Origin of the sequence: Paraburkholderia monticola, from assembly GCF_001580545.1 — a bacterium.
GTDB lineage: Bacteria > Pseudomonadota > Gammaproteobacteria > Burkholderiales > Burkholderiaceae > Paraburkholderia > Paraburkholderia monticola.
Genome location: NZ_LRBG01000031.1, coordinates 86,811 through 100,268, shown reverse-complemented (window position 1 = coordinate 100,268; position 13,458 = coordinate 86,811). Strand labels below are relative to the sequence as shown.

14 protein-coding genes are annotated in these 13,458 nt (G+C 64.0%); 4 read left to right on the top strand and 10 right to left on the bottom strand.

Going from position 1 to position 13,458, the window contains the following annotated elements; genetic code table 11:
• Window positions 1-73: 73 nt before the first annotated feature.
• A complete protein-coding gene (locus tag CI15_RS19960) occupies window positions 74-925 on the top strand; it encodes a LysR substrate-binding domain-containing protein (RefSeq protein ID WP_174543248.1) in 852 nt (283 codons plus the stop codon).
• A gap of 24 nt (window positions 926-949) precedes the next feature.
• Here the strand turns inward: CI15_RS19960 and CI15_RS19955 are convergent, their stop codons facing one another.
• On the bottom strand, window positions 950-2,089 hold the full coding sequence (locus CI15_RS19955; RefSeq protein WP_062130136.1) for an MBL fold metallo-hydrolase: 1,140 nt from the start codon (window positions 2,087-2,089) through the stop codon (window positions 950-952).
• A gap of 85 nt (window positions 2,090-2,174) precedes the next feature.
• Between CI15_RS19955 and CI15_RS19950 the strand changes: the two genes are divergently transcribed.
• Together CI15_RS19950 and CI15_RS19945 are read left to right on the top strand one after the other, a co-directional pair.
• A complete protein-coding gene (locus CI15_RS19950) occupies window positions 2,175-2,789 on the top strand; it encodes a TetR/AcrR family transcriptional regulator (protein ID WP_062130134.1) in 615 nt (204 codons plus the stop codon).
• Window positions 2,790-2,949: 160 nt separating this feature from the next.
• Window positions 2,950-3,255, top strand: a complete 306-nt coding sequence (locus CI15_RS19945; protein WP_062130132.1) for a DUF4148 domain-containing protein — start codon at window positions 2,950-2,952, stop codon at window positions 3,253-3,255.
• A gap of 170 nt (window positions 3,256-3,425) precedes the next feature.
• Here CI15_RS19945 and CI15_RS19940 read toward each other — a convergent pair whose 3' ends face one another.
• Both CI15_RS19940 and CI15_RS19935 read right to left on the bottom strand, forming a co-directional pair.
• Entirely contained in the window at window positions 3,426-3,617 is a 192-nt protein-coding gene (locus tag CI15_RS19940) for a hypothetical protein (RefSeq protein ID WP_062130130.1), read from the bottom strand.
• Window positions 3,618-3,693: 76 nt separating this feature from the next.
• Entirely contained in the window at window positions 3,694-5,088 is a 1,395-nt protein-coding gene (locus tag CI15_RS19935; protein WP_062130128.1) for an MFS transporter, read from the bottom strand.
• 130 nt (window positions 5,089-5,218) lie between these two features.
• Between CI15_RS19935 and CI15_RS19930 the strand changes: the two genes are divergently transcribed.
• A complete protein-coding gene (locus CI15_RS19930; RefSeq protein WP_062130125.1) occupies window positions 5,219-6,145 on the top strand; it encodes a LysR family transcriptional regulator in 927 nt (308 codons plus the stop codon).
• A gap of 10 nt (window positions 6,146-6,155) precedes the next feature.
• On the opposite strand, the gene CI15_RS19925 is transcribed toward CI15_RS19930, so the two are convergent.
• From CI15_RS19925 to CI15_RS19895, 7 genes are all read right to left on the bottom strand, one after another.
• Complete coding sequence (locus CI15_RS19925) at window positions 6,156-6,353, bottom strand: DUF3562 domain-containing protein (RefSeq protein WP_062130124.1); 198 nt, start codon at window positions 6,351-6,353, stop codon at window positions 6,156-6,158.
• 107 nt (window positions 6,354-6,460) lie between these two features.
• Entirely contained in the window at window positions 6,461-7,495 is a 1,035-nt protein-coding gene (gene pstS / locus CI15_RS19920; protein ID WP_062130121.1) for a phosphate ABC transporter substrate-binding protein PstS, read from the bottom strand.
• 182 nt (window positions 7,496-7,677) lie between these two features.
• Window positions 7,678-8,457 carry a cyclase family protein gene (locus CI15_RS19915; RefSeq protein ID WP_062130119.1) on the bottom strand — a complete coding sequence of 260 codons (780 nt, stop codon included), beginning with the start codon at window positions 8,455-8,457 and terminating at the stop codon, window positions 7,678-7,680.
• Window positions 8,458-8,509: 52 nt separating this feature from the next.
• Window positions 8,510-9,910, bottom strand: a complete 1,401-nt coding sequence (locus CI15_RS19910) for an amino acid permease (RefSeq protein WP_062130117.1) — start codon at window positions 9,908-9,910, stop codon at window positions 8,510-8,512.
• Window positions 9,911-9,966: 56 nt separating this feature from the next.
• Window positions 9,967-11,109 carry an aminotransferase class V-fold PLP-dependent enzyme gene (locus tag CI15_RS19905; protein WP_062130115.1) on the bottom strand — a complete coding sequence of 381 codons (1,143 nt, stop codon included), beginning with the start codon at window positions 11,107-11,109 and terminating at the stop codon, window positions 9,967-9,969.
• A gap of 34 nt (window positions 11,110-11,143) precedes the next feature.
• A complete protein-coding gene (locus tag CI15_RS19900; RefSeq protein WP_062130113.1) occupies window positions 11,144-12,208 on the bottom strand; it encodes a porin in 1,065 nt (354 codons plus the stop codon).
• 67 nt (window positions 12,209-12,275) lie between these two features.
• On the bottom strand, window positions 12,276-13,433 hold the full coding sequence (locus tag CI15_RS19895) for a pyridoxal phosphate-dependent aminotransferase (protein WP_062130111.1): 1,158 nt from the start codon (window positions 13,431-13,433) through the stop codon (window positions 12,276-12,278).
• Window positions 13,434-13,458: the final 25 nt, after the last annotated feature.

Below are 13,458 nucleotides of genomic sequence, written 5' to 3'. Positions count from 1 at the left end.
CTGACAAAAGAAAATCGCATAATATTGATGGAATCGATCTATTTTTCTGATACCACCGAACATGACAACGGAAATGAAGGCGCTCGACCTGGACGTGCTGTCGATGCTGATCGCGGTGGCGGACACCGGCACGATCAGTCGGGCGGCGCAAGTCGTACATCGCTCGCAATCGGCGGTGAGCATGCAGATCAAGACGCTCGAGACGGCGCTCGGCAAGGCGCTGTTCGTTCGCAAGCCGCGCAGCGTGGTGCCGACGCAGGACGGTGAAATGCTGCTGACCTACGCACGACGGATGATCGCGCTGCGTGACGAGGCGTGGGCCGCGGTGGTGCGCCCCGACGTCACCGGACGCGTGGTAATCGGCGTGCCGGACGACTATGCGACGTCGCTGTTCCCACCCATCCTGAAGAAATTCTCGGCGACCTACCCCAAAGTGGAGATTCAGGTGGTGGGGCTGCCAAGCGTCGCGCTCGAACCCATGTTGAAGGACGGCACCGTCGATCTGGTCTGCGCCACGCGCGTGAAAGGCTTGCACGGCGAGTTCCTGCGCCACGAACCGATGGTCTGGGCGGCCGCGCCTGGCGCGACCGAAATCTGGCGCGAAAGGCCCTTGCCCATCGCCGTCTTCTTCCCCGGCAGCGTCGCCAGAGAGAAGGCGATACGAAGTCTGGAGCGCGCCCGCATCCCGTATCGAACGTCATATGAGAGTCCGAGCCTGCTGGGGCTGCTGACGATGGCGGAGGCCGGACTGGCGGTCACGCCGTTGGCGAAATGCGCGGTACCGGCGCATTTCTCGCTGCTGGGCGCGGCGAATGGCCTGCCCGAAATCGGCACGCTTGAAGTCGTGCTGGCGCGAAGTGCCGGTTCGAAACGCCCACCCTGCGATTTTCTGGCGGAACACATTCTCGCCGATCTGAAGAACTAGGCCGCAGATCGGCGATTGCGCGTCCTAGCGCCCCAGGGAAGACTCCTCTCCCCCCGCTTGACGCGACGCGCACCACCGCCACGCGGCCTTCGGCGCAACGAGAGTTTCCGCGACGTCGCGCCACCAGCGTTCGCCGCGATGCACCGCCTGCAGGTCGAGCCGCTCGCCCATGCGCGGTGTCGACAGCGCGACGCCGCGCGCGAGCGCCAGTCCCGTGACCCTTTCGAACGGCTCCTGCCAGCGATGCATCGCGAGGTCGAAGGTGCCGTTGTGAATCGGCACGAGCCAGCGACCGCGCAGGTCGATATGCGCCTGCACGGTTTCTTCGGGCTGCATATGAACGTACGGCCACATCGCGTCGTACGCACCGGTTTCGATCAACGTGACGTCGAATGGTCCGAGCCGCTCGCCGATCATGCTGAAACCCTCGAAGTACCCGGTGTCGCCGCTAAAGAAGACGCGTAAATCCTCATCGACGATCACCCACGATGCCCACAACGTGCGGTTGCCATCGAACAGGCTGCGCCCGGAGAAGTGCTGCGCGGGCGTCGCGGTGAACTGGATGCCCTCGACCTGGGTGCCCTGCCACCAGTCGAACTGCCGCACCTTTGCCGCGTCGATGCCCCATTCGATCAATCGATCGCCGACGCCGAGCGGCGTCAGAAACACCTCGGTGCGCCCGGCCAGCGCGAGGACGGTGTCGCGGTCGAGATGGTCGTAGTGATCGTGCGAGAGGATCACGCCGTCCAGCGGCGGCAAATCCGCGAGTGCGATCGGCGGCGCGTGAAAGCGCTTCGGACCGAGATTGCGGAACGGCGAAGCCCGCTCGGCGAACACCGGGTCGGTCAGCCAGAACTTGCCGCGCAGCTTCAGCAGCATCGTCGAATGACCGAGCCGGTACAGGCTGCGGTCGGGCGCCGCGTCGAGTTGCGCGCGCGTCAGCGTTTCGACCGGCAGGGCGTCGTTCGGCACGGTGCCGCGCGGCTTGTTGAACAGCACCGTCCACGCGAGGCCCAAGGTCTTGCGCAGACCTTGCGCTGGACGCGGCTTGACGTTGCGAAAGCGCTCGCCGTCATGCTGTGACGACAGGCTGAACAGCGCGCGACTACGTTGCACGGCGTTCACGCCGAGCATACGGCGGACAAAGGCGGGAAGCGACGTCATGAAGTGGGTCTTCCGGAGAAAATGTACACTCGGCAGTGTAGTTTATTTTTGAGAAAAGTAAACTGGCCAGTGTAAAATTCGTTGCATGGAATCCAGTACCACCCCTCAACGTCTGACGGACCGTAAGCGCCTCGCGATCGTCGGCGCCGCGATCGAGGAATTCCTCGCGGCCGGTTACGACGCGACCAGCATGGACCGTATCGCCGCCCGCGCGAACGTCTCGAAGCGCACGGTCTATAACCATTTCCCCAGCAAGGAAGCGCTGTTCGCGGCGATTCTGCATCAACTGTGGGACGCGAGCCAGGACGGCGATGCGCCCGCCTATCGTGCCGACACCCCCTTGCGTGCGCAGTTGCTCGACCTGTTGGAGCGCAAGCTGCGTCTGCTTCACGACGAGTCTTTTTTATCGCTTGCACGGGTGGCCATCGCGGCTGGCATCCATGCACCGGAGCGCGCGCGGGATATGGTCGCCCGGATGGGAGAACGCGAGGAAGATCTGACGGCGTGGGTCCGGGCGGCCGCCGCCGACGGGCGCATCAAGACCGACGATCCCGTCTTCGCGGCACTGCAGTTGCAGGTGCTCGTGAAGGGTTTTGCTTTCTGGCCGCAGGTGGCGATGGGGCAAGTGCCGCTCGATGCCGACGAACAGAAGCGGATCGCGGAAGCGGCGGCGGATATGTTTCTTGCGCGGTACGCGTGAGCCGGTGCGCTCGTAGCTCGGTCCTCGCAGTCGCTCGAGCGCCGATATCCCCATTCGAACAATGAACGACGACTGTATGGTTTCTCGCCTATGCTTTTGATCGGGTGATTGCGACGAGCCAAGCGCGAGTCACCCGGAGTAATTAAGCAGGAGATGGGCCATGAAGAAGACGTTAGTCCACACAGTTTGCGCGGTCGCCGTCCTTGCCGTGCCAATCGCATCGTTGGCGCAGTCGGACGGGACGCTGACGCGCGCGCAAGTACAGGCGGAGCTCGCGCAGCTTCAGCAAGCCGGCTACAACCCGGCCAATGCGAATACCGTCGATTTTCCTGCCAACATGCCGGCCGCCAGCGCCAGCGCCGCAGGCCAAAGCAGCGGATACGGCCCCGCGATCAACGGTTCGTCGCAGATGGGCCATCCGACCGGCGGGAGCGGGGTGAAGCCGGTGTTCTTTGGCGGGTCATAAGCCTTTTCGGCTGATCTGGTGGGGCGCGGGAGAACTCGCCGTCTCCGCAAGGGACGGCGTGGAGAGTCTTGCTTTGCGCGCCTGCCGAGTACGCGGTAATCGGGCGCCCTATCGCATGGCGCCCGCGAAATTGCCGCTCCACCTTCGCTCAGCGTTTGGCAGCGAACTCCTCACGAGCGTTTCGTGACCTCGACGGACAAGATTTCGTATCCGGGGTCGGCGTGCTCGTTCGCGACTTTGTTCGCTTCCTCGTAGGAGTGAAAGGACGTGGCTTCCTTGATTTCCGGTGCCATGCCGATATCGCCGTCCTCCGCGGTGCAGAGGAACTTCTCGCCGGTCTTCACGACGTAGACGGTTGTCATGACTCCCTCCATGGCTTGCAGGGGAACTTCCAGTCTAGCAGGCTGACGGGGTTTCACGAGCAGTGACTCAGGGCTGCTAACGAGCACCGTCCGCGGCCCACGATCCGGACGCCCTGAGCCCCAGCAGTGTGCCCAGAAGGCTCGAAAGCGTGACCAGAGCCGCCAGAATCACAGCGAGATGAAGTCCTGCGACAAGATCGTTGGACTCCGGTCGCACCAGCGCACCGAACAACCCGACGCCGAGCACGCCACCAATCTGACGGGCGGTATTCAACACGCCCGATGCAACGCCCATGCGCGACGAGTCCACTTGCATCAGCACCGCCGTGTTGATCGACGGCACCGCAAGCGCCACGCCGACGCCGATCGTGAGCATCGGCAACGCCACCGCTAGCGCGCTGCTATCCACATGCACGAACACGAGCGAAACATAGCCGAGCGCCGCCAGCGCCTGGCCGACCGCCATCGGCAGTCGATAACCGAAACGCGCGGTGAGCGAGCCCGACACGATGTTCGCGACTGTCACCACTGCCGTCATGGGCAGGAACGCGAGACCGGTTTCGAGCGGCGTGTCATGGCGCGCGTTCTGGAAAAACAGGCTCATCGCAAACATCAGTCCGTAGTAGCCGAAATTCAGCGACAAGCCCGTTAGCGAGCTGACATTGACCGCGGCATTGCGGAACAGCGCGAGCGGCAGGAGCGGCTGCGGGTGTCGTGCCTCGACCATGACGAACAGCCCGCCCGCAACGACGGCGACGCCGAGCCCCGTCATGACGGTCATGCTGCTCCACCCTAGCCTGCCGCCTTCGACGACCGCATACGTCAACCCGACCAATGCCACGACGGCAAGCGACTGGCCCGCCAGATCGATACGGCGCGCCGCGTGCCCCTCCGTGTCAGGCGCATGAGCGACGGTCAGCCAGATCCCTGCGATGCCGATCGGCACGTTGATCAGAAAGATCGCCGGCCAGCCGAAGCGGTCGACCAGCAGCCCGCCGACCAGTGGCCCCGCGCCCAGCGCGAGCGCCGCCGTGCCCGCCCAGATGCTGACGGCCTTCGCGCGCGCAGGCGGGTCCGGAAACGCCGCGCCGAGCAGCGCCAATGACGACGGCACGCACAGCGCCGCGCCAATCCCCTGTAACACGCGCGCGCCGATCAGCATCGCCGCGCCGGCCGACAGCCCGCACCCCACCGATGCGCCGGTGAACACCACGAACCCGGCGAGAAAGATGCGGCGTGCGCCGAACCGGTCCGCCAACGCGCCGGCGGACAGCAGCAGACTGGCGAACGCCAGCGTGTACGCGTTGACGACCCATTCCAGCGCAGTCGAATCGAGGCTGAGGCTAGCGCGCATGCGCGCAAGCGCGACGTTCACCACCGTGACGTCGAGACAGATGATGACGAAGCCGAGGCTCGTCGCGAGCAAGGCAAGGCGCGGTGATCGGGCCGCTGAGGCGAGAGGTCTTTGCATGATGTCCGTGCATGAGAGCGAGCGATGCGGACCAGGATCGGCCGCGAGCGTCGTGCATGCGGACTGTATTCCCGAAGCAAAGTTTGATAAACGCACGGCGAATGACAACAGAACCAATTATTATTGCGGAATGGATCTTCTCAAAGCGATGACCGTGTTCGTGCGCGTAGTCGAAAGCGGCAGCCTGACGGCCGCGGCGGTGGCGTGCGACCTGTCGCCGACGATGGTCGGCAATCATCTTCAGGCGCTGGAAACGCGGCTTGGCACGCGGCTGATCCATCGCACGACGCGCAAGCAGCAGGTCAGCGCGTTTGGTCAGGCCTACTATGAAAGATGTGTCGAGATTCTTGGCCTGATCGACGATTCGGAACGGCTCGCGCTCGATCATCTCGCGACGCCACGCGGACGCCTGCGTGTGACCGCGCCGGTCGTGTTCAGCAACGAATGCCTGATGCCGGTGATCGGGGATTACTGCGAGCGCTATCCCGAAGTGAAGCTCGACATCGTCGCCACCGACGCGCTGTCGGACCTGCTCGACGACGGCTTCGAGGCGGCGGTACGCATCGGCGCGCTGGGCAATCCGGATCTCGTGGCGCGGCCATTGACGCCGTACCGGCTGGTGTTGTGCGCGTCGCGCACGTATCTGACGACGCACGGCACGCCGTCATCGCCCGACGCGCTGGCCTCGCACCAGTGTGTGACCTATGCGTATCCACCGCGCTCGGAATGGCACACGGCACAGCCCGAATGGATCCTGCACGGTCCGCACGGACGCGTGAGCGTGCCGGTGGACGGCAGGCTGAGGATCGACAATTCCGAAGCGCTGCGACGCGCGGTGTTGCGCGGCCTGGGCATCGCGATGCTGCCCGAGATGCTCGTCGCCGCGGATCTGCGAGCGAAGCGGTTGATCGAAGTACTGCCGGAGTTTGCCGCGCCTGAGCGGCCACTGAACCTGCTGTATCTGCGTGAGCGGCAGACCTCGCCGAAGCTTCGGAGCTTTATTGAATTTATCGTAGAGCGCTTCGGCGCGGACGCCGCAACGCCCATGGGCGATTGACCCGAGCCACTCAATGCGAGTCCCGTTGCCGTCGACGTAGATTGTCACTCACACGGCGAGCAACCAGCACCGTCAGGTAATCCGTGATTCGCGCACCTTCGCTGTATTCCGTCCACGTCTCCCGATACATCTGGGCCACTATTTCCTCGGGGGTGTTGGTGGCGGCGGCAATCTGCCTGATGACATCCTCGACGTTGCGCGTGACCATGTGCGGCTCCTGGCGTGCGGTGATAAAAGGCCGTCACCGACACGTTACTCGCCTTGAAATGCGAGCCAATTGACCTGAGTCAATTGACTCCGTGCTAACCGCTACCTTCACTGAAACACCGGCTTTCCCGAAGCGTCTTTGACCTTCGTCTTCCACTGACCGCGGATTTCCTCCATGACCGAATCCGGCAGCGAGATGTAGTCGAGATCGTTGGCCGCCTGGCCGCCGTTCTTGAACGCCCAGTCGAAAAACTTCAGCGTTGCCGCGCCCTGCGCCGGCTTTTCCTGCGTCGAATGCAGCAGCACGAAGGTCGCGCCGACGACCGGCCATGCATCCTTGCCCGGCTCGTTCGTCAGGATCTGGTAGAACGACGTCTTCCAGTCCGCGCCGGCCGCGGCCGCCTTGAAGGTCTCGGTCTTCGGCTGAACCACGGCACCCGCGGAGTTCTTCAGGCTGGTGTAGACCATGTTGTTCTGCTTCGCATACGCCCACTCGACATAGCCGACCGCGCCCGGCAGGCGTTGCACGAAAGCGGCCACGCCGTCGTTGCCCTTACCGCCCGTACCGGTCGGCCAGTTCACGGTCGTGCCTTCGCCGACTTTCGACTTCCACTCGGGGTTCACCTTCGACAGAAAGTTCGTCCAGATGAAGCTCGTGCCCGAACCGTCGGCGCGGCGCACGACGGCGATGTCCGTATCCGGCAGCTTCATGCCCGGATTCAGGGCGGCGATCGCCGGATCGTTCCATTTCTTGATCTTGTTCAGATAGATGTCGCCGAGCACCGCACCCGACAGAACCAACTGCCCCGGCTTCACACCCGGCATGTTCACGACCGGAACCACGCCACCGACCACGGTCGGGAACTGAAACAGCCCTGTCTTCGCGAGTTCGTCGTCCTTCATCGGCGCGTCGGAGCCGGCGAAATCGACGGTCTTCGCGATGATCTGCTTGATGCCGCCCGCCGAACCGATGCCCTGGTAGTTGACCTTGCCGCCTCCCGCCTTGTGGTAAGCGTCAGCCCACTTGTTATAGATCGGGGCGGCAAACGTGCTGCCCGCGCCGGTGATGTCGGCGGTTTGCGCTTGCGCGACCGCCAGGGGAAGTGCCACGGCAAGAACTGCAAATCCTCGTTTGAACAGCATGGTCCACCTCCACGAGATTGACTGACCGATTCAAGGGGTGCAGCAAGCTTCGCTCCGCGCCGTGATCCCGCAACTACACCTGCTGCGGGCGCAGGCTGCCTCGCTCCAACATTCAACGTTAAGCGGTTCAGGTGACAGTTCGTTGACAGTTGCTTACGGAAACAGAAACGTGCGCCTCCGCGCTAGCCTGCCACCATCGCGAGCACTCTCAGTGGGCTCCCGGAACCATGCTGGATCTTCAGCGGAGCCGCCACGATCAGCGCACCAGTCGGCGGCAGAAGATCGAGATTGGTGAGGCACTGCAGCCCGTATCGGTTCGCGCCATGCATCAGCGTATGACACGGATAAGGAACGGTCCACGAGTACGCCTGGCCCGCGTCGGTGTTGATCGTTTCGACGCCGAATCCGTGCACGTCGCGCTCGTGAATGAGCCACTCCACCGTTTCCTGGGTAGGGCCCGGCGTATGGGCGCCGTCCTCCTTCAGGTTGAGAAACTCGGCGGGGTCCGTGCGCTTCGACCAGTCGGTACGGAACAGCACCCATGCGCCGGCGGGTATCCGGCCATGCCGACCTTCCCAGCGCATCAGGAAATCGGGCGTCAGCAGCCAGTCCGGATTGGCCGCCACTTCGGCGCTCGCATCGATCACGACCGCGGGCGCCACGAAGTTTCGCGCTTCGATCGTATCGACCGAATTGCGTGGATGGTCTCTGCCCGTAACCCAATGGACCGGCGCATCGAAATGCGTACCCGTGTGTTCGCCGCACGAGAAATTGTTCCAGTACCAGCCGGGGCCGTTCTCGTCGTACTCGCTGATCTTCTCCATCTTGAAGGCCCACACCTGACCGAATTGCGCGGGCAACTGAAGCGCCGGAAACTCGGGTGACAGCGTCTGCGTGAGATCGATCACGCGCACGTCGCCGCTGACCAGTCCGGCGGCGAGTTCATTGAGGCAGGAATTCATTGCGGCAGCTCCTTTGCTGACAGATCGTCGATTCGTGCGGTCATGGAACAGATCACACGCTCGCCGCGCTCGACAGCGAGGCCTGAGCGAGCCGTTTGCGGTAGATGAAATACACGAGCGAGATGCCGATCAACCAGGGCACGCCGACGATCCAGGAAATGTTCCAGAAGTCGGTATCGAGACCCATCGTGACCAGAATGGCGCTCAGCAGCGCGATACCGGTAATCTGCGCGATCGGGAACAGCGGCATGCGAACCGGCAACGTGCGGCCTTGCCATGCGCGGCGAAAGCGCAGGTGCGTGACGAGAATCACGATCCACACGAAGATGCCGCCGAACAGCGCGATCCCGAACAGGTAGTTGTACGCGAGCGGACTGAAGAACGACACCGCGGCCGCGGCCAGCACGCCGGCGCCGGAAATCAGCGTCGCGACCAGCGGCGTCCCACTCGGCGACAACGTACCCAGCCAGCGCGGCGCGTATCCGCCACGGGCAAGCGAGAACAGCGTGCGCGAGGACAGATAGATGTTCGTATTCATGCTCGACAACGCCGCGGTGATCACGACGAAGTTCATCAACGCCGCGGCATGCGCGATGCCCGCGTGCGCGAACAGTTTCACGAACGGGCTTTGCTGCACGACCTTCGCGCCGGCTTCGGTCCACGGCAGATACGTCACCATGATGCCGAGCGCGAGGATGTAGAACAGCGTGAGGCGCAGCACCATCGAGCGCAGCGCATTCGGAATGGCCTTCGAAGGGTCTTGGGCTTCACCCGAGGTCACCGCGACGATCTCGACGCCATAGAACGAGAAGATCGCCATCAGTACACCCATCCACACACCGCTGAAACCGTGCGGCATGAAGCCGCCGGGCAGTCCCGTCAGATTGTGCATGCCGACCGGCGTGCCCGTGCCGAGGCCGAACACCTTCGCCAGACCCACGACGATGAACGCGAGAATCGCGACGACCTTGATCAACGCGAACCAGTATTCGAACGACCCGAAGTTGGTCACGGACCGGCAATTCACGTACACGAGCGCAATGCCGAACGCGATCGACCACATCCACACCGGCACACCCGGAAACCAGAAACTCATATAGACGCCGACCGCGATCGCCTCGCCGCCGACCGCCACCACCTCGATGATCCAGTAGGTATAGCGCACGACGAACCCGGTCCAGCGATTCAGATACATCTCGGCATAGGTGCCGAACGAGCCGGCCGTCGGGTGCGCGACGGCCATCTCGGCGAGACTGAACACCATGATGACGGCGATCAGCGCGGCGATCGCATAGCTTATCAGCACCCCTGGACCGGCATAACCGATCGCGATGCCGCTGCCCATGAAAAGGCCGGTGCCGATCGCGCCGCCGATGCCGATCATGCCGATCTGTCGCTGCGTCAGGGCCTTGTGCAAGCCTTTTTCGCGTGACGTGATGCTTGTGTCTTCCATGTCCTGGTCCCGTCCGGATTGTTTATTGCGTCAATGTTTTCAATTGCGTCAATGCATCAGACTTCGGGAAGCAGCGTCGCCAGATCGTCGAGCACCTGATGTCGGGTCAGCACGCCCGGAGACATGCGCACGGTGCTGCCACGTGTGTCGACGAGAATGCCGTGGCTCGCGAGCTTCGCTTCGAGCGCGCGTGGATCGACGTGCGGTGGCAGATCGGCCATCACGCTGCCGCCACGCATCGCCTCTTCGCGCGGTGAGCGCAAGTGGTAGCCCTTCGCATCGCACAGCGCGATCAGCTTGCGCGACAGCGCGAGATTGTGGTCGCGCATGCCGGCCGCGGCGGGCGAAAGCCGCCACGCGAGGCCGGGCGCCGACGCGACGAACGGCAGAAACGACGGCGTGCCGCTATCGAAGCGCCGTGCGTCCGGTGCGAGCGAAAATCGTTCGAGGTCCCAATTGAAGGGATCGGGTTGACTGAACCAGCCCTGCACCAGCGGCGTCAGGTCGCTATCGAGCAGACGCGGATTCAGGTAGGCGAGGCCGGTGCCCGGCGCGCCGCACAGCCACTTCAGCGTGGTGCTCGCGACGAAGTCGACGGCAGGCGCCATCACGTCGTAGTCGAGAATGCCGGCTCCCTGGGTGAGGTCGACTGCGATCAGGCTGCCCTGCTCACGGCCATGCGCGACAAGACGCGCGACGTCCGCACGCTTCGAGGCCGTCGAGGTGACCCACGTGATGACGGCGAGCACCACATCGTCCTGCCAGCGCGCCATGAACGCCGCGTCGCTCACATACGTTTCGTCCGGCCCGAGCGGCACGGTGTCGAGCGTGAAGCCGAGTACGGGCGCGAGGCCGCTCAACATGTAATGCAGGCTCGGAAAGCAGTCCGCCGCGATCAGCACGCGCTTGCCGGCGAGACGTCCCCGCCCGAGCGCGCCGACGAAACGCGCGAACGCGTCCGTGACGTTCTCGGCGGCGAACACCGCATGCGCCGGCGCATGGATCAGTCGCGCCCATTGATCCAGCACCTCGCGGCGCGCCGCGAGTCCATAGTCCCAGCGTTGCAGGTCGGGGCGACACCAGCTCGACGCGAATCTGTCGAGTGCCGCGCGCACGGCTTCCTCCTGCCCCGGAAACATGCCGACCGAGTGATAAAGCAGCCAGCCAGCACGCTGCGATTCGTCGGGGTGAGTCGTCATAGATTGCTCCTTACACTAGCGCCCGAGGGCCGCCTCAGAACATGTGGCGAATGCCGGCGGCGACACCGGTCTGATTGCTCTTGCCCGGCAGTTCGGTCGTCGCGCCGCCGGACACCTTGTTGTAATCGACGGTCCCATACACCTGAGTGCTCTTCGACAGCGAGTACTCGGCGAGCAGCACGCCCGTGTAGCGCTTGCCGCTGTTGCCGGAAAAGCCGTTGACGTTCTTCATGTCGTCGTAATAGAACGCGCCCGTGACGGCGAGCGCGGGCATCACCTGCCAGACCGCGCCCGTGTAGAGCGTCATGTCGCGGCGCTGGTTGTCCACGAAGTTGCCGCCCGTCACCGTGCTGACGTTCAGCGCCGAATCGACGAAGCCGGTCGCGTCGCTGCCGCCCATGTAGCCGGCGAACAACGTCGCCGGTCCGATCGCATACTTTCCGCCGACGCCCCACATGCGCTGCACGTTGTTATCGAGGTCGCGCATTTCCTGATACGTGCCCCCGAAGCTCGCCGGACCGAGGTCGTACGATGCGCGCGTGCCCCAGTACGAACCCTTGCTCATGCTGCCCGGCTGTTGACCGAAGCCGTAGGTCGCGCCAACATGCAAGCCGCCGAACTGACCGGCGTAGGTGGCCGTATTGCTGATACGCCCGATCGTCATGAAGAACGGCCACGAGTTCGCGGTGTAATTGCCGACGGTCAGCGGATCGAAGTCGCCGTAGAAGTTGAACGATTCGGTACCCTGGCGACCCAGCGTGAAGGTTCCAAGACGCCCCGACAAACCGACGTACGCGTAACGGCCAAACAACGCGCCGTTCTGATCGAGCACGCCCGTTTGCGGCTCGAAGCCGCTCTCGAGGCGAAAGATCGCTTTCAGGCCGCCGCCCAGGTCCTCTTCGCCCTTCATGCCCCAGCGGCTGTTGGTGATCGCACCGTTGGTCAGTTGCACCTGGTTGTCGTTGGCCGCGTTCGAGTTGGTCGTGAAACGCACGCTCTGGTCGACGATGCCGTACAGCGTGACCGAGCTCTGCGCGAAGGCCCCGCCCGACAGGCCGATGCCCAGGGTAGCCAGTGCGGCTTGAAGTTTTCGTTGCATGATTTTCTTATCGCCCCTTCGATGTGGGTGGCGGTTTTCTGGTGGGCCGCCGGTCATGGGTGCTGCGTCAAAACTTGCGGAGAAAGCCTTCGAGCCGGTCCATCGCTTCGATCAGGCTCGTGTCGCTGCGCGCATAGCACAGGCGTATCTGCTGTGCGGACTCCGCGCCGAACGCGATGCCGGGCGCGAGCCCGACACCGGCTTCGCGCACCGCGCGCTTGCAAAACTCGAGGGTGTCGCTCACGCCCTCGACGCTGAACATGAGGTAGAACGACGCGTGGTTCGGCACCACGCTCACGCCGGGCATCGCCCGCAGACGGTCGAGCGCAATGCGCTGGCCGCCGCGGCAACGCTCGACGAACGACTGCACGAACGGCTCCCCGTCGTTGAGCGCGACCGTTGCGCCGGCCTGCAGGAAGGCCTGGCCGCCGCTGGTGTTGAACTGGATCAGCTTCTCGAAGGTGTCGAGCATCGCTGCCGGATAGACGAGCCAGCCCATGCGCCATCCCGTCATCGCCCATGCCTTGGAGAAACTGTTGATGACGAAAACGGGATCGTCGGGCGTCGCGAACTCGAGCATCGACGGCGCATAGGGCCGGTCGTAGACGATGCGTTGATAGACCTCGTCCGCGAGAATCGCAATGCCGCGCTCGCGCGCGAAGTCGAGCAGCCGCCGCTGCTGGTCGCCTTCGAGCATCCAGCCGGTCGGGTTGCCGGGCGACGCGTAGTAGATCGCGCGGGTGCGCTCGTCGCACGCATCGAACAGGTGCTGCAGATCGAGATGCCAGCCGTCCTCGCCATGACTGAGCGGCACTGACCGCACCTCGCCGCCCGTGATCGTGATCGCGCGCAGAATGTTGGGCCATGACGGCGTGACGCAAACCACGTTGTCGCCCGGCTCGATGATGGCCTGCGCGACCAGCATCACCGAGTTCATGCCGGAACTCGTGGCCGCGATGCGTTCGTCGGCCACCGCGACGCGGCACAGGCGCGCGTAGTAGGCGGCGATCGCTTCGCGCAGCGCGGCGATGCCGCGATTTTGTGAGTAGAACGTCTGACCCATTGCCAGCGCCGCGGCAGCGGCGTCGCAAAAGGGCTTCGGCGTGGGCAGATCGCTCTCGCCTGCCCACAGCCCGATCACATCGCTGCGCCCGACGCCGAGGCGCCACACGTCGATGATGGGCGAATCGGGCATCGTCAGGATCGCGTCTCGTGTCAGATTCATCGCGTCTCCAATCGGTTGGTTCGTT